Genomic DNA, 22,342 nt, shown 5'->3' with positions numbered 1-22,342 from the left:
TGGCAGTCATGGGGTCTAAGGCCTGAGGGCGTCGGAAAACACCTGATTTCCGTGCAAGAACGGCCTAAACGCTTGGTAGCCGCTGCAAATGGATAAGCGGATAAGGTCGCCCTTGACCGTCCATTTCTGATCGTCCGGTAGGGATAAATCCAAGGCGGCGATAGAATCCGGCTGCCGCTGAATTCTGTTCATTTACGTCCGTCGAAATGACGGAATATAAGGAACAGGCATGTTCGACTAATGAACGCCCTACGCCTTGCCCTCTACTGGCAGGATCAATGAACAAGGCTTCCATGTGCGAGCCATCCAACAGCATGAATCCTACCGTTCTGCTTGCCTTATCAATTGCGAGCCATAGGGGGGCAGTTGGCAGAAACTGGGACAACTCCTGCTCGATGGCATCACGATCCTTCGGATCAAGGAAGTCATGTGTCGCATCAACCGCTTCTCGCCAAATCTGCATGACGCGAGGTCCATCGCCCACATTTGATTTTCTGATCGTCAACATGGCCCCCTCATTAACTGGAACATGATTTATCCACCAGCAGGAGCCTTGCTCTGCCGGAAACCACATGTTTTCCGACAGGGTAGCATCGCAACCAGGCTACGCCTCGACAACCATGGTTGATTTTGCACGACAAACCCTGTCGCTTTGATCTAGTGCGCGACAACATCAAGGGTTTGTCGCACATGCTCATCGGGTACATGCGTGTCTCATCGGTCGATGACCGTCAGTCGGTTGACCTTCAACGCGATGCCCTCCTCGCCGCAGGTGTCGATGAGCGCCATCTCTATTCCGACAAGGCATCGGGCGCCCGGGATGATCGTCCCGGCCTGAAGGCTTGCCTCGAATTCCTGAAGGCCGGCGACACCTTGGTCGTTTGGAAACTCGACCGTCTCGGGCGATCATTGACCAATCTTCTGGCGATCATAACCGATCTGAAAAATCGAGGTGTGGCCTTCCGATCGCTAACGGAGCAGATGGACACAAGCACGCCCCATGGTGAATTGCTGTTTTCGCTCTTCGGCGCGCTCGCCCAATATGAACGCGCGCTCACGCGTGAGCGGGTGATGGCAGGCTTGGTCGCAGCTCGACGACGGGGCCGGCGCGGGGGCCGGCCGCCCAGCATTGACGCGGAAACGATCGAGCAGATCACGGCAGCCCTCGATGCCGGCGCAAGCAAGGCGTCGGTGTGCCGATCATTCAAGGTGCCGCGATCGACCCTCATCGGCACGCTCGATCGCATTGGCTGGACGGGACCGGTCAAGGCCTGACCCGATGCCCCGCCGCTCTGTTCTGACCGAGGCGCAACACGCCGAGTTGTTCGCCTTGCCGGGGAGCGAGCCAGATCTGGTGCGATACTGGACGCTCAGTTCCGCAGATCTGCGCGTCATCACGAGCCGGAGGCGTCCCCACAACCGCCTCGGTTTTGCGCTGCAGCTCTGCGCCTTGCGATATCCTGGCCGATTGCTGAAACCCGGCGAATTCATCCCTGATGCTCCTCTCAGGTTCGTCGGGGATCAGCTCGGCGTCGAGCCGGACGCGCTTGCCGATTATGCCACGCGTGGTCCCACCCGGTATGAGCAACTCGATACGCTGCGCGAGGTATTCGGTTTCCGGCAATTGAGCCGTCCGATCCATGCAGAACTGCAGGCTTGGCTCTTGCCGATCGCACTGACCATGACCGGTGGAATCGATCTCGCGCGGATCCTGATGGAAGAATTCCGCCGCCGGCAGATAATCGTGCCCGGTATCACGTCCCTGGAACGCATGGTGAGCAAAGCTCTGTTAGATGCCGAGCGGAACGTGGGCAACCTGCTGACGGGAAGTCTGACTTCAGTGCAATGCGGCCTGCTGGACTCGCTGCTGCTGCAGCACAATGCAGGCCGCATCAGCATTCTTGCCTGGATCCGCCAACCACCCGGTAGACCGGGACGACGTGCCTTCGCGGAAATTCTCGAGCGATTGTCCACATTGCGGGCAATCGGCTTGGAGCCTGTCCTGCTCATCGCCTGGTTGATGCCGATCGTGACGCTGGGCCTGGCGCTGCTGCTCCTCGGGATCGTCATCGCGCTGGGCCGCACCGCCTGGCCACGCTGGTTCGCAGCGCTGGCCAATCCCGTCTCGCTGGTCGCGATCGGCATGCTGATCGCGCGCATCCTGCCCGAGCCGGCGCACACCTGGCTTGACGGCGCCGCGTTCAACCTCGGCTGGCTCGTTGTCTATGCCGTCTCGACGGCGCTGCTCCGGAATGGTGGCCGTTCGCCGGTCGCATCACGGGACGAAGCAGCATGACCGAAGCTGCGACAGCGACAGGCGACGAACAAGTGGGGGAGGAAGCATCAGGCGCTTTCAGCATGAAGCCACTGATGTTCGAGACCTTCGTCTGCTCGATGGCGATGATGTCGTTCGTGGCGCTCGCGGGCCCCATCGCGCGCGTGCTTGGCCTCGAGCCATGGCAGGTCGGCGGGGCGATGACCGCGTCGGGCATCGCCTGGATGATCATGGCGCGGTTCTGGGGCGGCCTTAGCGATCGGCGCGGCGCTCGTCGCTTGACGGCTTAATTGGATCGGGGGCGCCGCGATCAAGCGTTACCGCTCGGTTAGAGAATGGGATGACCAAATTATCGCTGCAACTTTGCCATCGCTTCCACTTCGATGGTTGTAAGCTCGTCGATTGTCAGGTCGAGCGCAGAGCGCTGCGTCTTCAAGTCGACCAACCTTTCCCGGATGCGGGCAATCAATCGCTCCATTTGCTCCTTATGCTCGGGATCGGCATCGTAGAGATCGAGAAACTCCTTGATTTCCTTGATGGAGAAGCCAAGGCGTTTGCCGCGCAAAATCAGCTGTATGCGTCCGATCTCACGCCTGGAATATGCCCGGGTACTGCCTACCCGTTGAGGGGCGATAAGCCCCTCCTTTTCGTAGAAGCGTAGCGTGCGAAGTGTCAGTCCGAGTTCCTGAGCGACATCCTGGATGCCGTACACTTGTAAATCCGCATCCTTTGCGCGGGTTCTCCCCTTGTGCGTGGGGTTGTCGCGATCCGCGTCCTTAAGCGTTTCATCGTCCTCGGCGAGGTGGAGCGAGTTCCCCATGCCATCCACTCCCTGTCCTCCAATCACGGCTACCCTACCACTCAAGCGCATAAGCCTCGTAGCTTGACAGGGGATAGAGGCTCAGGCGAGCTTTTTGTTCTCCTCCTCGATCAAATCCTTCTTCGAAAGTTTGCCGATCAACGTCTTGGGCAGGCTGTCCCGGAATGCGAAGGCCTTGGGCATCTCGATCTTGCTGAGGCGATCCTGCAAAAAGACCTTGAGTTCATCGACGGTCAGGTTCGATCCCTCGTGCAGCGCGATGAACAACTTGGGAGATTGACCTCTGTAGGCGTCAGGAATCGCGATTGCGATCGCCTCCTTTACCGCCGGGTGCTGGTAGGCCGCATCCTCGATGATCCGGGGATATACATTATATCCGCCACAGAAGATGATGTCCTTGATGCGGTCGACGAGGAAGAGATAGCCATCCTCATCAAAATAGCCGATATCGCCGGTTCGTAGCGCGCCATCGACGAAGACAGCACTGGTTTCTGCAGGGCGCTGCCAATAGCCCTTCATCACCTGAGGGCCGCGGGCGCACACTTCTCCGCGTTCTCCCTGGGGAAGAACCCGCGAGGGATTCTCCGGATCTCGGATCTCGATGATGGTGCCGGGGAAACTTGGGCCGCAGCTATTGTCCTTCACCGTCCCAAACAACGGGTTGCAGGCGATGATCGGGGCGGTTTCGGAGAGCCCATATCCTTCCACGACCCTGGCACGCGTGCGTGCCTCGAACTCCTCGCGTACCTCGAGCGGGAGCGGTGCGCCGCCGGATATACAGGCGCGCACGGCCGAGAGATCGGGTATCTCGTCGTCCGGAAGCGCGTTCAGGGCAACATAGATCGTAGGCACGCCGAAGAACTGTGTCGGCGGCTTGCGCTTCATCGTGTTGAGAACCTGCTTCATCTCAAACCGTGGCAGCAGGACGATTTCGGCGCCGATTTCGACTGAGAAGTTGAGCACCGTCGTGAGTGCGAAGACGTGAAACATGGGCAGGACGCCGAGAGTTCTCTCCTGCTGCGGGCGAAGTCCTCCCACATGCACCACCATCTGGGCGCTGTTCGCCGTGAGGTTGGCGTGGGTCAGCATTGCGCCCTTGGGCACGCCGGTTGTGCCTCCGGTATATTGAAGGACCGCGACATCATCAGGGTGACGTTCTACCGCGTCAGGTTCGGCATCATGGGCGAGAAGCGCCTTGAGCCGGACATGAAGGCCTTCGTCGAGTATCCGCGCGTGGTCTTTTCGCTTGAATAGCGCAAAGCCCAGGCCTTGCAGCCAGGGCAGCATATCCCTCATGCCGCACAACACGATCTTGTCCAGCCCGGCACGTGGCGCGACGGCTTGCACTTTCTCGTGGATTATCCGGACGTCCGGTACCGCCATCATGCGCGTTCCCGAGTCCCGGATCTGATGCTCCAGTTCGCGCTCCGTGTAGAGCGGGTTGAAGTTGACCACGATCGCACCCACGCGCAGCGCCGCGAAGTACAATATCGCGAAATAGGGGCAGTTCGGCAGGCACAGGCCGAACCGATCGCCCTTGCGCAGCCCCTGATCCTGCAATCCACGTGCTGCACGGCGAACGAGTTGCCCCACCTGCGCATAAGTCCAGGTTCGCCCGAGAAAGTCGATGGCGACGCGTTCGGGATAAAGGTTCAACGCATTGTCGAGGAGGTCGGTCAGGAGCCGTGGCGGAATTGCCGGTTCCGGTATCGACGGGAAGGCGCTGATGGCGGGCTGGGGCATGGCGATCTCCAGCATCAGAAGTGGAAACGTCCGCCGAGCGACAGCACGACGGCGTGCGCGTCCTCGAGCTTGCCGTCCATCAGGATCGGCGTCTGCACGGCCGTGCCGGCATAGGCCGCTGTCGTGCGATCAATAGTCGTATCCTTGAACGTAATATACGCTGCGCCCGCATCGAGCGTGAACCGGGAAGACACGGCATAGCTTGTGCCGGCAGCGAAATTCCAACGGTTGCTGTCAGGCACTCGAGCGTCCCGATTGCCGTTGCGCGTCGGGGTCTGGGCGTGTTGAACGCCGGCACGAACGGTCCAGGCTGGTGTGACCGCGTAATCGATGCCGCCTGCGAAGCTCCAAGTGTCCCGGTAATTTTCCGGGATTGAAACGTTGAGCGGCGCGCCGAGCCGGATAGCGTCGAATTTCGACCAACCCATGCGGGTCACCTGACCGTTGAGGGTGACCTTGGGCGACACCGCCACGCGCGCTCCGAAGATCGCCTGCCAGGGGGTCTCGAACGTGGCGTTTGCATTCACTACGCTGTTTTGCCCGGCGAGCGGACCAAGAAGACCGGTCGTCGTCACCGAACCGTCGAGATTATGCTTCACGCTCGACTTGTAGCTGGCGCCCAGTTGCATGGGGCCGGCGCGATATTGCAGCCCGGCCGACCAGCCAAGATCCCAACCATTGCCTTTCAGCTCCTGGTGGCCGTCGGCGAGAAGAGGCGATAGGTTCGGCAGATAGTTGGACAATGATGCGTCGGCATATTCGATATTAAGCGCGGCGCCGATGCTGAGATTTGGCGTAACGAGGTAGGCGATCGATGGCTGGATGTCGTATGTTCGCAGCTTGGTCTTGTCGGCGCTATACCGTGCCCAGCTGTCGGCATCATAATTGGTTGTGAAGCTATAAGGGGAGGCGACGGTCAGCCCCAAAGCGAGCCGTGATGTCAGGCCGACGGCTATCGCGCCGGAGGGTAGTACGCCATTATTGATCGGATCACGAGAGCGTTGGCTCCCGCCTACAGCCGCAGCCGACTGCCCGGGACGGACAATGAGCGTGTTGACATTGTCAACCGACCCTTTGGGAAGGATTACGCTTACGGCCTGGTGGGCATCGACTCCTTCCATGCCTGCGATCGCAGCCGGATTCCACCAGAGGGACTGTACGCCCTGGTCGGCGACCTCGCCCGAAAAGGCTCGTCCGGCACCTCTGGACGATTGTTCCTGAAGGTAAAAGGCCTGCGCGCTCGCGGCTTGCGGCGCGAGCAATCCAGCCGCCACGGCCGATGTTGCGATCCCAACTTTCCAATTTTTGCCTGCCACGCCCATCTCCCCTTTCGTGATTGTCAAATTCCTCGTGCTTATCGGAGGCGCGTCCATGTCTGCGTCTTGCACAGGGGCCAGACGATGCAGCCCTTGAGGCGCAAATGATCCCGATCGGCTAACGTGACCGTCGCGCTGTATGTACCGCCATCCTCAGCGTTGTAGATGGAACCACCCGACCAACTGCCCGACTTCCACGTAAAACCCTGCAGAATCTGCAATCCACGAAGCGGACGACCGCGCAACGCAGCGGTCTTGTTCTTTTCGTCACGTAGTTCGGGGTTGGCTTTGATCCCGTCGGAACTGATCAAGGCACCGCAGATCGATTGCCCGCAGCGGGTGATTTCCACGACGCCATGACGGCTCTCGGTTTGCCAGCGACCGACAACGGTGTCGGCGGGCAATGCAGTGCTCGAAGCCAGTAGTGTCAGAATGATCGACATTGTTCCTCTCCGCGCGCCTTCAGGCGACCGTCTGTTTCACGTCTGGAGCCAATATGCGGCAAATCAGCGTCCCATAACCATCTAGATGACGTATAGGTAAGTCAATAGCTCAATGCGTCATCAAAATGCCTATTAGGTTGTGTGCGAATTGGAGGGGTCAGGCGCTGCTGGCCCCGTCGTCAGGGTTCGGGCGTGTTCGTGTGTGACGCCGTCAAGCTATTGATCTGTGCGTGCCTTCAAGAAAGGAAAGATTGCGATAATTGCCCAGTTCCTGAATGCGCTGGATGGAACGCGACACTTCGCCGTCAGCCGCCCCGTTCGCGGCAACGACCAGGCGCCCGTAGCCGCCGGCGTGAATGCGAAAGTCGCTCCAGATCCGGACGCTATCCCCGATGATGCAGGAGACGAGATGGCCCGGATGGAAGTCGGCCCGATCGACAACCGGCTCGGCGTAGCTATCGTTCGCCACAACGACGATGTGGGTTGCGCGGATGACCAGGCCCGGCAGCGTTTCCATCCACTGCAAGGTATCACTGAAGGGGCCGACGTTGGGAGCAGACCAGAACTGCGCGTCCGCGCTGACCGAGGTTGACGTTAGCGTCGTGGTGACCGCTTCACTGTGCCTTTCCCAGGCCAGCCGCCCGTTGGCGGACCACTCCGTTTCCAGGTGGCGCAGGTTGCGATCGAGTCCAGAGGCACATCGCTGCTCCAGGATCAGCCATTCCTTCTCCCGGTCATTCTCATCGACCAGGCGAACCGTCTGAAATGCCATGGCGGGCAATTCGAGTGCAGGAAAACGGCGCAGATGCATTTCGCCGACGATCTGACGCCGGAGGGGATGCTCAGAAAATCGCATGTGTGCGCCTTCGAAAACAGGTGCAGTGGCGCTTGGGGAGAGGCGCAGCCGTCGATAAGACGGGCGCGAGCATCATCGCCGGGATGAGAGTGCGCGGTTTTTCACTGGCGAGCATCCGTACGTTCCTCGGCCAAGACCTCCGATATCAAGCCTCCCGGGAACCGGTGCATGACGATTCCCTCGACGGCGTGAGAAGGGTGCCAAAGATTTTAGTTGACGTAAACGTCATTTCACGCACCATTAGGTAATCAGATGTCCGATTCCCTGGAGAGGCTATCATCGATGCGTAATGTGGTTGTTGCGGGCTATGCCCGGTCCCCCTTTCACCTGGCAGGCAAGGGCGCGCTGGCGCGCGTCCGCCCTGACGATCTGGCCGCTCAGGTCATTCGCGGACTGATTCAGCAGACCGGCGTGAAGGCCGAAGATATCGAGGATATCGTGCTGGGCTGCGCTTTTCCTGAAGGCGAGCAGGGCTTCAACATCGCGCGCCTTATCGGTCTTCTCGCCGACCTGCCGCTCTCTGTCGGCGGCATGACCGTTAATCGCTTCTGCGGATCGTCGATGAGCTCGGTCCACATCGCTGCGGGCCAGATTCAGCTTGGCGCCGGCGAGGCCTTCATCTGCGCGGGCGTGGAGTCGATGAGCCGCGTGCCGATGATGGGGTTCAATCCGCTGCCGAACCCCGAGCTCGCGAAGAAGAGCGCCGCCTATATGGGCATGGGCGACACGGCGGAGAATGTCGCGACCAAATATCAGATCACCCGTGCCCAGCAGGAAGCCTTTGCGGTCGCCAGTCAGGACAAGGCGGCCGCGGCTATCGCGGCCGGCAAGCTCGAGGCCGAGATCGTGCCGATCACGACCAAGGCGGGCGTGGTCGACAAGGATGGCACGCCGCGTGCCGGCACGACGACGGAAACCCTCGCCGGGCTGAAGCCGGCCTTCAGCCAGGACGGCACGGTAACGGCGGGAACGTCCTCGCCGCTGACCGATGGCGCAAGCGCAATCCTGGTCACGAGCGAGGATTATGCGCGCGCGCATGGACTGCCGATCCTTGCCCGCATCAAGTCGGTTGCTGTCTCTGGCTGCCAGCCGGAGATCATGGGCATCGGACCGGTCGAGGCCTCGCGCAAGGCGCTGCAGCGGGCGGGGCTCAGTGTGGACCAGCTTGACGTTGTCGAGCTCAACGAAGCCTTTGCGAGCCAGTCACTGGCCTGCATCAGCGACCTGGGGCTTGACCAGTCGAAGGTCAATCTGGACGGCGGCGCCATCGCGATAGGCCACCCTCTGGGGGCGACCGGTGCGCGGATCGTGGGCAAGGCCGCGGCTCTGCTGAAGCGCGAAGGCGGCAGCTATGCGCTTGCCACCCAGTGCATCGGCGGCGGTCAGGGCATCGCCACCGTGCTGGAGGCGGCGGAATGAGCGAGCAGGCCATCAAGCCAGTCGGCGCCCCGCCGGAAACCATCAAAAAGGTCTGCGTGATCGGCGCAGGCGTCATGGGCGCCGGCATCGCAGCGCAGGTCGCCAATGCCGGCGTGCCGGTGCTGCTGCTCGATATCGTGCCCAAGGAGGGCGGCGATCGTGACGCCGTGGCGAAGGGTGCGGTCGCGAAGATGCTGAAGACCGATCCGGCGCCCTTCATGTCGAAGGCTGCGGCGAAGCTCGTTGAAACGGGCAATATCGACGACCATCTCGAGCGGGTGGCCGAATGCGACTGGATCGTCGAGGCGATCGTCGAACGGCTCGACATCAAGCAGGCGCTCTACGCCAAGCTCGAGCAGCTCAAGCGTCCGGGCACGGCGGTATCGTCCAATACCTCGACGATTCCGCTTGGCGATCTGGTCGAGGGGCGGGACGATCAGTTCAAACAGGACTTCCTGATCACCCATTTCTTCAATCCGCCGCGCTACATGCGGCTCATCGAAATCGTGACCGGCCCCGACACTGATACGGCTGTGGCGAGGCGCGTCTCGGATTTCGTCGATCGAAAGCTCGGCAAGCGCATCGTGCCGGCGCGGGACACGCCGGGCTTCATCGCCAATCGCATCGGTACCTACTGGCTGGCCGTCGCGATCAATGCCGCGATGGACCAGGGGCTGACGGTGGAGGAAGCCGACCAGATCGGCGGAAAGCCGATGGGCGTGCCCAAGACCGGCATTTTCGGCCTTGTCGATCTCGTTGGCGTCGACCTCATGCCGCTGCTCACGAAGAGCCTGTCCTCGACGCTGCCGGCAGGTGACGCCTATTTCGACACGGTGAGGCCGATGCCGCTCGTCGACAGGATGATCGCGGAAGGCTTTACCGGGCGGAAGGGCAAGGGCGGTTTCTACGCGTTCGACAAGGCGACGAAGACCAAGAAAGCGCTCGATCTCGCGACCGGCGAATATCGCGTATCGGTGAAGCCGGCTTCCTTGCCGGGCCGGGCCGAGAAGGACCTGGCAGCATTGGTTGCTGCGCCCGGCAAGGTCGGGGCCTATGCCTGGGAAATTCTCGGCAAGGTTCTTTCCTATGCCGCGAGTCTGGTCGGTGAAGCTGCGGACAACATCGTCGGCATCGATGACGCGATGAAGCTCGGCTACAACTGGAAGTTCGGGCCGTTCGAACTGATCGATCGCCTCGGGCCGGGCAAGCTCGCCGAACGGCTGGCGGCCGAGGGGCGGGATGTTCCCGCGATCCTCAAGGTAGCCGGAGATCGGCCATTCTACCGGGTGCAGGACGGCCGTCGGCAATATCTCGATGCCGCCGGCGACTATCATGATGTCGTGCGGCCCGAGGGCGTGCTGCTGCTGGAAGACATCAAGCTTCATAGCCAGCCGATCCTCAAAAATGGCTCGGCGGCACTCTGGGATGTCGGCGACGGCGTTGCCTGCCTTGAGTTCACCGGCAAGATGAACGCGCTCGACGGCGATGTGATGAAGCTGATCGGTCAGGCGATCCCGGTCGTGCAGGACAAGTTCAAGGCGCTCGTCGTCTATAATGAGGGCAGCAATTTCTCTGCTGGCGCCAATCTCGGCCTTGCCCTGTTCGCGCTGAACATCGCGGCATGGGGCGAGATCGAAAAGCTCGTCGCGGGCGGGCAGCAGGCCTACAAGGCGCTCAAATATGCGCCGTTCCCGGTCGTGAGCGCGCCGGCCGGCATGGCGTTGGGCGGTGGTTGCGAGATCCTGCTCAACAGTGATGCCGTGCAGGCCCATGCCGAAAGCTATGTGGGTCTGGTCGAGTGCGGCGTGGGCCTGATCCCTGGCTGGGGCGGATGCGGTGAAATGATCGATCGCTGGCGCTCCAGTCCCGGCATGCCCAAGGGGCCGATGCCGGCCGTTGCCAAGGTGTTCGAGACGGTATCGACGGCCACTGTGGCAAAGTCGGCCGCCGAGGCGAAGGAGCATGGCTTCCTGCGTCCGTCGGACGGCATCACGATGAACCGCGACCGCCTGCTGGCGGATGCCAAGGCGAAGGCACTGGAACTGGCGGACGGTTACAAACCGCCCGTGGCTCCGGAATTCCGCTTGCCTGGCGCGGGAGGCAAGTCCGCTCTTTCGATGGCTGTCGAAGGCTTCCAGGCCCGTGGCCTCGCAACCTCCTACGATGGTGTCGTGTCCGGCGCGCTCGCCGACGTCCTGACGGGCGGCGAGAAGGATCTGATCGACATCGTGACCGAAGAGGATCTGCTGGCGCTCGAGCGCAAGGCCTTCATGCAACTGGTGCGCGACCCGCGGACCCAGGCGCGCGTCGAGCAGATGCTCGTCACCGGCAAGCCGCTGCGTAACTGATTGGCGGCCGGCGGCCCGAGGGCCGACTGGTCAGGAGATATAAATATGCAAGTCTATGACGCCCCGTTGCGCGATATGCGCTTCGTGCTCAACGAACTCCATGCCGATGACGGCTTCGGGGACATTCCCGCGCTGGCGGAGTTCACGCCGGATCTGACCGATGCCATCCTCGAGGAGGCGGCGCGCTTCTGTCGCGACGTGCTCTTGCCGATCAATCGGTCGGGCGACGAGGAAGGATGCCATCTGGAAAACGGCGTTGTGCGGACGCCGGCGGGGTTCGCGCAAGCCTATAAGCAATTCGCCGAAGGTGGCTGGACCGCGCTCGCATCCGATCCAGAATGGGGTGGGCAAGGGCTGCCGGAAGCGGTCAACAAGCTGGTCGAAGAGATGATCTGCTCGTCCAACCTTTCCTTCGGCCTCTATCCGGGCCTCACCCATGGTGCGACCACTGCGATCGAGGGCCATGGGAGCGACGCGCTCAAGCAGGCCTACCTGCCCAAGATGGTAAGCGGTCAATGGTCCGGCACGATGTGCCTGACCGAGCCTCATTGCGGTACCGATCTCGGGCTCCTGCGCAGCCGCGCGGTCCCGCAGGGCGATGGCAGCTACAAGGTCACCGGCTCCAAGATCTTCATCTCCGCCGGTGAGCATGACCTGACCGAGAATATCATCCATCTCGTGCTCGCCCGCCTGCCCGACGCCCCCAAGGGCGTAAAGGGCATCAGCCTGTTCCTCGTTCCCAAATATCTTCCCAAGGAGGACGGCACTCCCGGTCAATCGAACGGCGTCGCCTGCGCCGCGATCGAGCACAAGATGGGTCTCAAGGCGTCGGCGACCTGCCAGATGAACTTCGACGATTCGACCGGTTGGCTGGTCGGCGAGCCGGGCAAGGGCATGGCCGCCATGTTCACGATGATGAACACTGAGCGCGTCTCTGTCGGCATTCAGGGCCTCGGTGTCGGTGAAGCCGCGTATCAGGCGGCCGCCTGGTATGCGAAGGACCGTATTCAGGGCCGGGCGCTCTCGGGCCCCAAATATCCCGAACAGGCTGCCGATCCGATCATCGTCCATCCCGATGTTCGCCGCATGTTGATGACGATGCGGGCCTATAATGAGGGGTGCCGGGCGCTCTCGGCCTGGGTCTCGCGCGCGCTGGACGCGGAAAAACATTCTCCCGAACCCGAAGTGCGCCAGCGTGCGAGTGACTTCATCGCGCTCATGACCCCCGTCGTCAAAGCGCTCTTCACCGACCTTGCGTTCGACAGTGCGAACCTCGCTGTCCAATGCTATGGCGGCCACGGCTACATCCGCGAAAGCGGCGTCGAGCAATATGCCCGTGATGCCCGGATCACCATGATCTATGAGGGGACGAACGGCGTTCAGGCGCTCGATCTCGTCGGCCGCAAGCTCGGCGCCCATATGGGCCGCTATCTGCGCAGCTTCTTCCATCCGGTGTCGGCTTTCATCGAGGAAAACAACGTCGACGGACCGATGAAGCCGATGGTCGAGGCGCTCGCCAAGGCGTTCGGGGCGCTGCAGCTTTCGACGGCCACGGTCGCGCAGCGGGCACTCAAGGATCCCGAAGAGGCGGGCGCGGCGTCGGCGGACTATCTGCGTCTGATGGGCCTGGTGGCCATGGGCTATTGCTTTGCCAAGGCGACCAAGATTGCAGGCTTGCAGCTCTTCTTCGGCAGCGAGGACAAGCGCTTCTACGATGCCAAGATCAAGACGGCGACGTTCTTCTTCGAGCGCATCCTGCCGCAGGCGACGGCCAGCTTCCTGGCGATCAAGGCGGGCAAGAAGTCGCTGATGGCGCTGGAAGACGACGTGTTTTGACGCTTCCGGCAAGCCTCGAAAAGCGGCTGGCCATTCCAGCCATCGTTGCGCCGATGTTCCTTGTGTCGGGACCGGACCTTGTCGTCAGTTGCTGCGAGGCGGGACTGCTTGGCACGTTCCCGGCGCTCAATCAGCGGACCAGCGAAGGTTTCGGTGAATGGCTGGATGAAATCGAGGAGCGGCTGGCTCCCATGCCGGGAGCGGCGCCCTTCGGCGTCAACCTCATCGTCCATAAGAGCAATCCGAGGCTCGACGCCGATCTGGAACTGATCGTTCGGCACCATGTGCCATTGGTCATCACCTCGCTCGGCGCCGTCGCGGATCTTGTCCAGGTGGTTCAGGGCTATGGCGGGCTGGTCTTTCACGACGTGACGAACGTGCGTCATGCGGAAAAGGCGCTCGAAGCTGGCGTCGACGGTCTGATCGCGGTCGCTGCCGGCGCGGGGGGACATGCCGGCACGATGAGCCCGTTCGCACTGGTTGACGAGATACGGCGCTTCTTCCAGGGGCCGCTGGCGCTTTCCGGCGCCATCACGCGCGGCCACCAGATCGCGGCCGCGCAGATGATGGGGGCCGATCTTGCCTATATCGGATCCCACTTCATCGCGTCGGAAGAGAGTCTCGCCTCGCCGGCACAGAAAGACATGGTGATCGGGGCCGGACCAGCGGATATCGTCTATACGGACCGGGTCACCGGCGTCGGGGCCAATTTTCTCCGGCCCTCGCTGGAAGCCGCGACTCTCCCTGAGCCACATGGCGCGCTTTCGGTTTCGGAGGAGGCCAAGGCCTGGAAGACGATCTGGTCGGCAGGCCACGGTGTCGGCGCTACCACTGCCGTCCAACCGGCCCGATCCATCTGTGAGAGACTCATTGCCGAATATCAGGCGGCATTACAATCAGAGTAGGATTGATCCATGAAGGTGCTTGTGCCCGTCAAGCGGGTTATCGATTATAATGTGAAACCGCGCGTGAAGGCGGATGGGACGGGCGTCGATTTGGCGAACGTGAAAATGTCGATGAACCCGTTCGACGAGATCGCCGTCGAAGAGGCTATCCGCCTCAAGGAAAAGGGAGTCGCGACCGAAATCGTGGTGGTGTCGATCGGCGTCGCCAAGGCGCAGGAAACGCTGCGCACCGCGCTCGCCATGGGGGCCGACCGCGCGATCCTCGTCCAGACTGACGATGAGGTCGAGCCGCTCGCCGTCGCCAAGATCCTGAAGGCCATCGCCACCGAGGAGGCTCCGGGCCTGGTGATCCTCGGCAAGCAGGCCATCGACGATGATGCCAATCAGACCGGCCAGATGCTGGCAGCCCTTCTCGGTTGGGGGCAGGGCACATTCGCCAGCAAGGTCGAAGTATCGGGCGAGACTGTCGCGGTGACCCGTGAGGTGGATGGCGGTCTGGAGACCGTAAGCCTCAAACTGCCGGCGATCGTGACGACCGATCTGCGTCTCAACGAACCGCGCTATGCGAGCCTGCCCAATATCATGAAGGCCAAATCCAAGCCGCTGGCGACGAAGACGCCGGCCGATCTCGGTGTTGAGATCGCCTCGCGCCTCAAGACGCTCAAGGTGACCGAACCCCCCAAGCGCTCGGCGGGCATCAAGGTGGCCGACGTCGATGAATTGGTCGCCAGGCTCAAGGAAATGGCGATTTGATAAACTTTCAAACGCGCCGAACTTGCCGAACCTCTCCCATGCAAGTGACGGCGCACCCCGCTTCATCCTGTGCGCACAGAGATGAAGCGGGGGCGGATTTCTCGGAGAATAAGTTATGAATACGCTCGTCTGGGTTGAACATGACAATGCGTCGGTCAAGGATGCGACGCTATCGGCCGTCACCGCCGCTGCCAAACTTGGTGAGGTCCATCTGCTGGTTGCCGGTGCGGGCATCGGCGGCGTGGCCGAGGCTGCTGCGAAGGTCGCGGGTGTCGCCAAAGTCGTAACGTTCGACGATGCGGCGTTCAAACACGCTTTGCCCGAGAATGTCGCGCCGGCCGTCGCGGACCTGATGCGCGGCTATGACGCGTTCGTGGCGCCTTCCACTTCGAATGGCAAGAACATCGCGCCGCGCGTGGCGGCCTTGCTTGATGTGATGCAGGTCAGCGACATCCTGTCGGTGGAAAGCGCTGACACGTTCACGCGTCCCATCTACGCGGGAAATGCGATCGCGACGGTCCAGTCGTCTGATGCAAAGAAGGTTATCACGGTGCGTGGCACAGCCTTCGAGAAGGCGGCCCGCGAGGGTGGCTCGGCCAGTATCGAGGCTGCGACGGGCACGGATGCGGGACTTTCCAGCTTCGTGGGTGCCGAGATCGCCCAGTCCGAGCGCCCGGAACTCACCTCGGCCAAAATCATCGTCTCGGGCGGGCGAGCGCTGGGCTCGGCCGGGCAGTTTCATGGCGTGATCGATCCGCTGGCCGACAAGCTGGGCGCGGGTGTGGGCGCAAGCCGCGCGGCGGTCGATGCTGGCTATGCGCCCAACGATTTTCAGGTCGGCCAGACCGGCAAGATCGTGGCGCCGGAAGTCTATGTCGCCGTCGGCATATCGGGTGCGATTCAGCACCTTGCTGGCATGAAGGATAGCAAGACCATCATCGCGATCAACAAGGATGAGGACGCGCCCATCTTCCAGGTCGCCGATATCGGCCTGGTCGGCGACCTCTTCAAGATCGTTCCTGAACTGACCGAAAAGCTTTGAGGTAAGCGATGACCGGTCTGGAAGAGATCGAACAGTTCATGGCGGCCGGCACCCGGCCGCCCATGATGGACCTGTTCGACATCGATCTGCTTGAGGCGGAGGAGGGGAAGGTCGTCTTTGTCGCGACGCCCACCTCGCAGACCTACAATTTCATGGGCATCGCCCATGGTGGCTATGCCGCGACGCTGCTGGATTCGGCCTGCGGCATCGCGGCGAACTCCGCGGCCCAAGTGCCCATCAACTGCGTCACGCTCGAACTCAAGGTCGCCTATCATGCGCCCTTGACCGACAGGGTCGGGATGGTCCGTGCAATCGGCCAGGTGGTGTCGATGGGCAAGAGGGTGGCGCATACCGAGGCGCGTCTGATCGACATGGCCGGCAAACTCTATGCCTCCGCGACATCGACCTTGCTGCTCGTCGATCGGGCGGCCTGAACAGGAAAGAAGATATGGAAGTCGTTATCCCGCACAGCCTTGGTAAAATCGAAGCGAAGAGCAGGATCGAGGCCGGCCTGCCCAAGCTGGCAGCGCATATCCCGGGAGGCGGTTCGCTCAGTTCCGAGTGGGTATCGGACTACGCACTACACTTGGTCATCGGGGCGATGGGGCAGAATATCCCGGTGCAACTCGACATTGAGGATAGCGAGATTCGCGGCGACGTCAGCGTACCGCTGTTCCTCAAAATGATGTCAGGACAGATTTCGGATTTTGTGAAAACGAGCGCCGAGAAAATGCTCAGCAAGGCATGATGAATTTACTGGCCGCAGGACAATATCGTTGCTCTGCGATGATTGAGTTTACGAGAATCTGCCCTGTTTCCTAGCCGATAGTGTCCGCGCGAGGGCTTTGTGATGGAAGAAATCGCTCCCCGAGTTTTCAGGATCATTAGCCGTCAGCTCGGCGTCTATCCGGATCAGATTGCCCCTGCTTCGTCTTTCTACGATGACATCGGCGTGGATAGTCTCGATGTGCTGGAAGTTGTGATGGCGCTTGAAGACGAATTCGGACTCACTATCCCGGATGAAGCCGCCGGTGAGGTCAAAACAGTAGAGGATGCGGTCAAGCTGGTCGAAGCATGGATAGCCAAGTGAGATAAAACCCACGATCCTCTGAAACCGCAATTCACGACGACAATGAAATCTAGATAGCTCTTTGGTCGCCTGACGTATCACTTCCATGATCAAGGCTACCGTGATCGCGCATAGCCGCCATATGCTTTGCGCCAGAAACGGGATTTCATCTATCGCTTTGCCCACTCGATGACGGAATGGTGTTTCCGAAAAGAATATATCGAACCATGTTATCTAATGACGAATCGCTGTCTTCTCACATTTGACGAACTGGCTGGTAACGTCGGAGCGGGAAGATGCATGAAAGAGGTAGATCATGCGATACCGTTCATTAGGCCTGGCTACAGTCTTGATTGTCACGAGCACCGCTTGGGCGCAGACGCCGTCGGATAACCAACATGCGCTGATCGGACCGCCCCAACTCCACGCCCTTCCCGTCACCGCTCCGACGCTCGTCGAGGCCTATGGTCCTGATCCTCTGCAGATCGGTGAACTGCGCTTGCCTGCAGGTCCTGGCCCGTTTCCCGTCGTCATGGTCATTCACGGTGGCTGCTGGACCAAAGGCTATGAGACACTGGCAGGCACGGCGCCGTTGGCGAGCGCCTTGACGGACAAGGGCGTGGCGACATGGAATATAGAGTATCGACAGGTTGGTGACACCCGCGGCGGGTGGCCTGGGACCTTCCAGGATTGGGGAGCGGCGCTCGATCACTTGAGGGTGCTGGCACGAACCCAGCCTCTGGACCTGAAGCATGTGGTGACGGTGGGACATTCGGCCGGCGCCCACGCTGCCCTGTGGCTGGCGGCCCGTCCCAGATTGCCTGCCGACAGCGAGGTCCGCGGCGCTGATCCACTGAAGGTTTCCGCCGCGGTCGCCATCGACGGCCCAGGCGACCTGCGAACCCTGTACGGGTTCGACAAGGAGATTTGCGGCCGCCCGATCTTCGTCAACCTGTTCGGGGGCGCTCCTGACGCACAGGCGGGCCGCTACCGTCAGGCAAATCCGATCGAATGGCTGCCTCTGGCCGTGCCTCAATTCATGGTCGCTTCCGTCGTGCTGGAGCCTTCAGCCGCGCAAGCCTATGCAGCAGCCGCACAGTCGGCCGGCGATAAGGCGACGGTGATCACCCTGGAGAATGCGGGCCACTTCAACATGCTTTCGCCTGCGGACCCCACCTGGGCGCCGGTAGAGGCCGCGATCCTCGCGGCGGCGAAAGCAGAGCAATAGTCGAGGCAGCCTCCGGTTTATCCCCATCTCAGTGATCTCTATCTGATGAAGCCCTGCAGAGGTCCGCTTCGAACACCTCCCCCTGGGTTGCGCCAAGGTCGCGTCGGCCGGGGCGAGAGGGTTGCACTTGGGGTGCCCCTGACGATCTCGTTCCATTGAGGCGTCAGTCAGGCTTGAGAGGCTGAAGGTCCGGCGCGGAAATCTTCGTGAAGCGCCACCAGGCCAGGCCTCCGTAGACCAGAATGAGGATGGCGAGGTTGAGCACCTCCCGCGTCTGCTCGGCAAGGCTCGCGCCCATCTGATTGAGCCCGACCATGAGATGAATGCCCGCGGTGGTTGGCAGGAGGCGCGCGAGGAGCGCCAGCCAGGCCGGCGTCGCCTCCGCCGGCCAGGAGAGACCCGCGAGGAAGAAGATGGCGAGCGACGTGCCCATCCACAGTTGCAGGGGTCGTTCCCGTGTCCGGAAGAGGCTGGCCAGCGCAAGCGCCGCCGCCACAGTCGCGCCCACGAACAAACTGCCGCCCACGATCAAGGCGCCAGGAGAGCCGGCGGCGCGGGGATAGTCCTGAAACCAGAACACAAAACCCGCATAATAGGCCACGTCGGCCCAGCCGATCACGAAGAAGGCCAGGGCAATTCCGATAAGGGTGCGCGAGGGCAGACGAAAGCGTCCCAGTGTCTCGCGCAGGGTGGCGGCGAGCATCGTCAGGCCCATCAGCAGGGTCTGGTGAATGATGAGGAAGCCGACCCCGGGGAACACCGTGCTGCCATAGCCTTCGCGCGTGTTGAACAGCGGGCGCTGAACGAGCGACAGGGCAGGGCGGGCGGGTGCGCCCTGCGCCATGGCCTGATCGCTCGCCGCCTCGCCGGCGATCGTGGTGACCGCCAGGCCGATGCCTGACAGCGCCGTGCTGCTGCGCAGCAGATAGGCGCCGTTGCCGTAGAGCGCGACCGTGCCCTGGGCGCCGTTCAGAATATGTCGCTCGAACCCCTCGGGGATGATGACCACGGCCCCTGCGCCGGTCGTCTCGAGCCAGAGCCGGGCGGCTCCTGGAGAGGCCGGGCGCGCGGCAAGATCGGCCTGCTGGAGCGCTGCGATCCGGCGCACGAGACTGCGGCTTGCGCCGCTGTCGTCGAGATCGACGACGGCCACCGGAATGCGGACCGCGACCTCCCCGGAATAGGCTGAAGGGTAGAAGAAGGAATAGAGGATCGTCGACACGACGATCAGCATGAAGGCGGAGCGGTCGGAGAGAACGGCGCGGAAGGTAGCGAGGAAGGCGGGGCCGATCATCGTCGTCCCCAGACCTCCGGGCTCATCCGCGCCGAGACATAGCGCGGCAGCCCGGCGCCCGAGCCGACGACGAGAAAGGCAAACAGCGCCAGGATCGATCCAAGAGATGCGAGCACGGGTGCGCCGATCATCCATTGCTCCGCGACCAGCCGCGCGAAGCGGGTAAAAGGCAGCAGCGCGCTCCATAGCCGGGCGAAGGCGGAGGCCGACTCGATCGGGAAGATCGCCCCGGCGAAGGCGAAGGAAGCGCCCGCATAGAGGGCGGTCATCGACAGCGCCTGCCCCATGGAAAGGGTGGCCCCGACGATGAACAAGGCCATGCCCGCATAGGCGAGATAGAGGGCGAGATAGCCGCCCATCAGCATCGCCACGCTCCCTTGCACGGGCCAGCCCCGGTAGACCGCGAGATAGCCGGTCGCAAGCGCCCCCCAGAGCAGGAAGATGAGGATATAGGGCGCGATCTTGCCGGCGACGGCGGCGACCGCCTCGCCTCGAGGCCCTGCAAGCCATGCTCCGATGGTCCCGTCCCGCAGCTCGCGACCGAGCGCGCTCACGACCGCGATCATGAACAGCAGGTGCAGGAGTGCGGGGTGGATCAGGGCGACGAGTTGCAGCTCGTAACTGGCCTGCGGGTTGTAGAGGATCCGGCTCTGCACGCTCACCGGCTGCGGCCGCACACGCGCGGGACCGGCGATCGCGGCGCTTTGCTCCCCGGCCAAGGCCTTTGCGTGGGCCTGGACCACGGTGCCGACTTCACGCAACACCGAACCCGAGGGCGTGGAATAGCTCGCATTGTAGAAGAGGAGGATCTTGCCGGTCTCGCCGCGCAGCACGGTGCGCTCGAGATCACGCGGGATCAGGACCACGGCATAGGCGGCGTTGGAGCGGACCAGATGCTCGGCCTGTGCCATGTCCGGTGGCCGCGCCGCGACCTTGAGCCCGGGTGACGCCTCCAGCTTGCGGGTGAGGTCGCGCGCGACGCCGCCGCCGTCCTCGTCGACCACGACGATCGGCAGGTTCCGCATGACGCCTGCCGACAACTGGACCGCGAGGATCGCCAGCAGCAGCAGAGGCAGCCAGGTGACCAGCGCCAGATCCCAGACGCTGCCGCGCAGGAAGGCGGTTTCGCGCCGGGCGCTATCGACGAAGGCCCGGATCATTGCGGCCAGTCGAACAGGACCGTCATGCCGGGGCGCAGCCCATCGACCCGCGACACGGGCGACAGGCGCACGTCAAAGCTCTTCACGTCAAAGCCGCTCGACTGGCGGGTCGCGCGCCATGTCGCGAAATCGCCGGCGGGCGCGATGTAGAAGACCCGAAACTGGGCGCAACGATCGCCGAGCGCAGGTATGCGGCCGGTCAGGACCCGTCCCCGGCGGATCGCACTGAACTGATCTTCTCTCAGGGTGAGCGTCACCCAGGGATGATCGATGTCGGTCAGGACGAAGACGGGAAATCCCTGCGGCACGAGTTCGCCCGACTGCGCCAGCCTGCGTCCGATCTCACCGTCCGACGGCGCGAACACCCGGGTTTCCTTCTCGGCCGCCTCGACTTCGGCCAGGGCGCCGCGCGCCTGGCGCACCTGTCCGCTCGCGGCCTGCCGATCCTGTCGCCGCGCCCCGGCCAGCGCCAGATCATATTGCGCGCGCGCCGCTCGGGCCGCTTCATTGGAGGCCAGGGCGTTTGCGCGGCTCTCGTCGCGTTTCTGCCCCGCCAGCACACCCTGTTCAAAGAGGCGCTCGGTGCGCTGATAGGTGGTCTGGGCGAGGTCCGCCGCCGCCTGCGCGCGTCGCCACTGGGCCTCGGCAGCCCGGATATCCTCCGGCCGTGCGCCTTCATCGGCCTTGTCCGCATTCGCCTGCGCGGCGGCGAGCGCGCCGCCGGCCTGTTCGGAGCGGGCTTCGACCTCGGGACTGTCGAGCGTATAGAGCAGCTGTCCCGTCTTCACCGGCTGGCCTTCCTCGACATGAAAGGCCGTGATCCGAGCCGAGACCTTGCTCGTGATCCGCAGTTCGCGGGCCTCGACCATGCCCTGGAGCTGATCGGGAACCGGGCGATAGGCCAGCCAGAGACCGAGGCCGAGAATGACCACGACGAGGAAAGCAATGAGCGGCAGCAACTTGCGCTTCCGCCCGGTCGGAACCGGCGGAGCCGTCTCGTCCGGGGTGACCAGGGTTTCCGATGTGGCGGTCATGGCGTGACCCTTTCACCCTGGTCGATATAGTCCGGCAATGTGGCGATCTGACCGCTGACGTGGAGAAGCTGGGCGAGCGCGACAACGAAATCATATCCGGCCTGGGCGCGCTGGATCCGGGAGCGGGCAAGACCGAGCTGCGCATCGATCACGTCGAGCGAGGTTGTCTGCTGCTCCTGATAGCCGAGGGTCTGGACCCGCAGATTCTCCTGCGCCGCAGTGATGGCCGTGTCGGTCAGCTCAAACCGCCGTCGCGCGGCTTCCGCATCGTTCCAGGACCGCGTGACGCCGATTTCGATCTGGGTGCGGGCTTCGCGCAGGCCCGCATTGGCTTGCGTCACCGTTTCCCGCGCGGCCTGCACCGCTTGCGAGCGGCCCACACCGGAGAAGAGCGTGTAGCGCAGCCCCACGCCCATCGACCAGTCGGGATCCGTCAACAGCGTGTCGCGCCGATCGAAATTATACTGGGCGAAGCCATAGATCGTAGGCCGGAGCTTGGCGCGCTGAAGGGCCACCCCCGCTTCAGCCTGGTCTTCCAGCGCGCCGAGCCGATCCAGTTGGGGATGGGCGCGCAGGGCCGCGTCCACATAGGTGTCGAGCGAACGGAGCGGCTGACGGATGACGAAGATCGGGGAGACGGGATCGACGCCGGACGGCGCCCGCAGCGCGCCGGCAAGCGCTACCTGCGCACTCGCGAGATCGGCCTGCGCCTTTTCCAGTTCGCGCGCGGCGTCGTCGCGCGCTACCTGCGCCTGGAGGCGTTGGGCCCGGCTTATGAACCCTTCCTGTTCGAGCTTGAGG

22 protein-coding genes and 1 pseudogene are annotated in these 22,342 nt (G+C 62.6%); 13 read left to right on the top strand and 10 right to left on the bottom strand.

The annotated features are described in order from the left end of the window. Positions 1-64: 64 nt before the first annotated feature. The gene (locus B2V90_RS20405; RefSeq protein ID WP_149524051.1) at positions 65-508 is read right to left on the bottom strand and encodes an acetyltransferase; all 444 of its coding nucleotides are present in this window, start codon (positions 506-508) and stop codon (positions 65-67) included. Between the two features lie 182 nt (positions 509-690). On the opposite strand from B2V90_RS20405, the gene B2V90_RS20400 reads away from it, so the two are divergent. The 3 genes and pseudogenes from B2V90_RS20400 (at position 691) to B2V90_RS20390 (ending at position 2,565) form a co-directional block, all read left to right on the top strand. Next, a complete protein-coding gene (locus tag B2V90_RS20400) occupies positions 691-1,275 on the top strand; it encodes a recombinase family protein (RefSeq protein WP_126053394.1) in 585 nt (194 codons plus the stop codon). A 4-nt stretch (positions 1,276-1,279) separates the two neighbouring features. Then, positions 1,280-2,011, top strand: a pseudogene (locus tag B2V90_RS20395) (DUF4158 domain-containing protein); the annotation flags it as partial. Between the two features lie 281 nt (positions 2,012-2,292). Further along, a complete protein-coding gene (locus tag B2V90_RS20390; RefSeq protein ID WP_017503288.1) occupies positions 2,293-2,565 on the top strand; it encodes a hypothetical protein in 273 nt (90 codons plus the stop codon). Positions 2,566-2,624: 59 nt separating this feature from the next. On the opposite strand, the gene B2V90_RS20385 is transcribed toward B2V90_RS20390, so the two are convergent. The 5 genes from B2V90_RS20385 to B2V90_RS20365 form a co-directional block, all read right to left on the bottom strand. After that, complete coding sequence (locus tag B2V90_RS20385) at positions 2,625-3,095, bottom strand: MerR family transcriptional regulator (protein WP_017503287.1); 471 nt, start codon at positions 3,093-3,095, stop codon at positions 2,625-2,627. Positions 3,096-3,176: 81 nt separating this feature from the next. Beyond that, entirely contained in the window at positions 3,177-4,838 is a 1,662-nt protein-coding gene (locus B2V90_RS20380; RefSeq protein ID WP_051035833.1) for a long-chain-fatty-acid--CoA ligase, read from the bottom strand. Between the two features lie 14 nt (positions 4,839-4,852). Beyond that, a complete protein-coding gene (locus B2V90_RS20375) occupies positions 4,853-6,160 on the bottom strand; it encodes an OmpP1/FadL family transporter (RefSeq protein ID WP_036526777.1) in 1,308 nt (435 codons plus the stop codon). Between the two features lie 32 nt (positions 6,161-6,192). Beyond that, positions 6,193-6,597 carry a DUF2147 domain-containing protein gene (locus B2V90_RS20370; protein ID WP_026109759.1) on the bottom strand — a complete coding sequence of 135 codons (405 nt, stop codon included), beginning with the start codon at positions 6,595-6,597 and terminating at the stop codon, positions 6,193-6,195. A 211-nt stretch (positions 6,598-6,808) separates the two neighbouring features. Next, complete coding sequence (locus B2V90_RS20365; protein ID WP_099233883.1) at positions 6,809-7,453, bottom strand: DUF3422 family protein; 645 nt, start codon at positions 7,451-7,453, stop codon at positions 6,809-6,811. Positions 7,454-7,735: 282 nt separating this feature from the next. On the opposite strand from B2V90_RS20365, the gene B2V90_RS20360 reads away from it, so the two are divergent. From B2V90_RS20360 to B2V90_RS20315, 10 genes are all read left to right on the top strand, one after another. Further along, positions 7,736-8,872 (top strand): thiolase family protein, encoded by a 1,137-nt coding sequence (locus tag B2V90_RS20360; RefSeq protein WP_004206969.1) that lies wholly within the window; start codon positions 7,736-7,738, stop codon positions 8,870-8,872. After that, a complete protein-coding gene (locus tag B2V90_RS20355) occupies positions 8,869-11,220 on the top strand; it encodes a 3-hydroxyacyl-CoA dehydrogenase/enoyl-CoA hydratase family protein (protein WP_161734707.1) in 2,352 nt (783 codons plus the stop codon). The genes B2V90_RS20360 and B2V90_RS20355 overlap by 4 nt, the downstream gene beginning before the upstream one ends. A 45-nt stretch (positions 11,221-11,265) precedes the next feature. Continuing rightward, positions 11,266-13,056 (top strand): acyl-CoA dehydrogenase C-terminal domain-containing protein, encoded by a 1,791-nt coding sequence (locus B2V90_RS20350; protein WP_025290592.1) that lies wholly within the window; start codon positions 11,266-11,268, stop codon positions 13,054-13,056. Beyond that, a complete protein-coding gene (locus B2V90_RS20345) occupies positions 13,053-13,961 on the top strand; it encodes an NAD(P)H-dependent flavin oxidoreductase (RefSeq protein WP_025290593.1) in 909 nt (302 codons plus the stop codon). The genes B2V90_RS20350 and B2V90_RS20345 overlap by 4 nt, the downstream gene beginning before the upstream one ends. Before the next feature lie 9 nt (positions 13,962-13,970). Further along, positions 13,971-14,714 (top strand): electron transfer flavoprotein subunit beta/FixA family protein, encoded by a 744-nt coding sequence (locus B2V90_RS20340; protein WP_004206977.1) that lies wholly within the window; start codon positions 13,971-13,973, stop codon positions 14,712-14,714. A gap of 115 nt (positions 14,715-14,829) precedes the next feature. Beyond that, the gene (locus tag B2V90_RS20335; protein WP_004206978.1) at positions 14,830-15,756 is read left to right on the top strand and encodes an electron transfer flavoprotein subunit alpha/FixB family protein; all 927 of its coding nucleotides are present in this window, start codon (positions 14,830-14,832) and stop codon (positions 15,754-15,756) included. Between the two features lie 8 nt (positions 15,757-15,764). After that, positions 15,765-16,190, top strand: coding sequence for a PaaI family thioesterase (locus tag B2V90_RS20330; protein ID WP_004206979.1), 426 nt, complete (start codon positions 15,765-15,767; stop codon positions 16,188-16,190). Positions 16,191-16,204: 14 nt separating this feature from the next. After that, complete coding sequence (locus tag B2V90_RS20325; protein ID WP_004206980.1) at positions 16,205-16,504, top strand: polyhydroxyalkanoic acid system family protein; 300 nt, start codon at positions 16,205-16,207, stop codon at positions 16,502-16,504. 102 nt (positions 16,505-16,606) lie between these two features. Further along, positions 16,607-16,846, top strand: a complete 240-nt coding sequence (gene acpP / locus B2V90_RS20320; protein WP_293922982.1) for an acyl carrier protein — start codon at positions 16,607-16,609, stop codon at positions 16,844-16,846. Between the two features lie 328 nt (positions 16,847-17,174). After that, positions 17,175-18,053 carry an alpha/beta hydrolase family protein gene (locus tag B2V90_RS20315; protein WP_025290594.1) on the top strand — a complete coding sequence of 293 codons (879 nt, stop codon included), beginning with the start codon at positions 17,175-17,177 and terminating at the stop codon, positions 18,051-18,053. A gap of 163 nt (positions 18,054-18,216) precedes the next feature. Here B2V90_RS20315 and B2V90_RS20310 read toward each other — a convergent pair whose 3' ends face one another. The 4 genes from B2V90_RS20310 to B2V90_RS20295 all read right to left on the bottom strand — a co-directional run. After that, the gene (locus B2V90_RS20310) at positions 18,217-19,347 is read right to left on the bottom strand and encodes an ABC transporter permease (protein ID WP_228221674.1); all 1,131 of its coding nucleotides are present in this window, start codon (positions 19,345-19,347) and stop codon (positions 18,217-18,219) included. After that, positions 19,344-20,507, bottom strand: coding sequence for an ABC transporter permease (locus tag B2V90_RS20305; RefSeq protein WP_161734484.1), 1,164 nt, complete (start codon positions 20,505-20,507; stop codon positions 19,344-19,346). The genes B2V90_RS20310 and B2V90_RS20305 overlap by 4 nt, the downstream gene beginning before the upstream one ends. After that, complete coding sequence (locus B2V90_RS20300) at positions 20,504-21,541, bottom strand: HlyD family secretion protein (RefSeq protein ID WP_004206989.1); 1,038 nt, start codon at positions 21,539-21,541, stop codon at positions 20,504-20,506. Before B2V90_RS20300 ends, B2V90_RS20305 begins: the two co-directional genes overlap by 4 nt. Beyond that, positions 21,538-22,342: TolC family protein (locus B2V90_RS20295; protein ID WP_293922978.1), on the bottom strand; the 805-nt coding region annotated here is incomplete at its 5' end. The genes B2V90_RS20295 and B2V90_RS20300, both read right to left, overlap by 4 nt.

The organism is Sphingobium sp. UBA5915 (assembly GCF_002431195.1).
In the GTDB taxonomy this organism is placed as follows: domain Bacteria; phylum Pseudomonadota; class Alphaproteobacteria; order Sphingomonadales; family Sphingomonadaceae; genus Sphingobium; species Sphingobium soli.
This window is presented reverse-complemented; position numbering and strand designations above follow the sequence as displayed.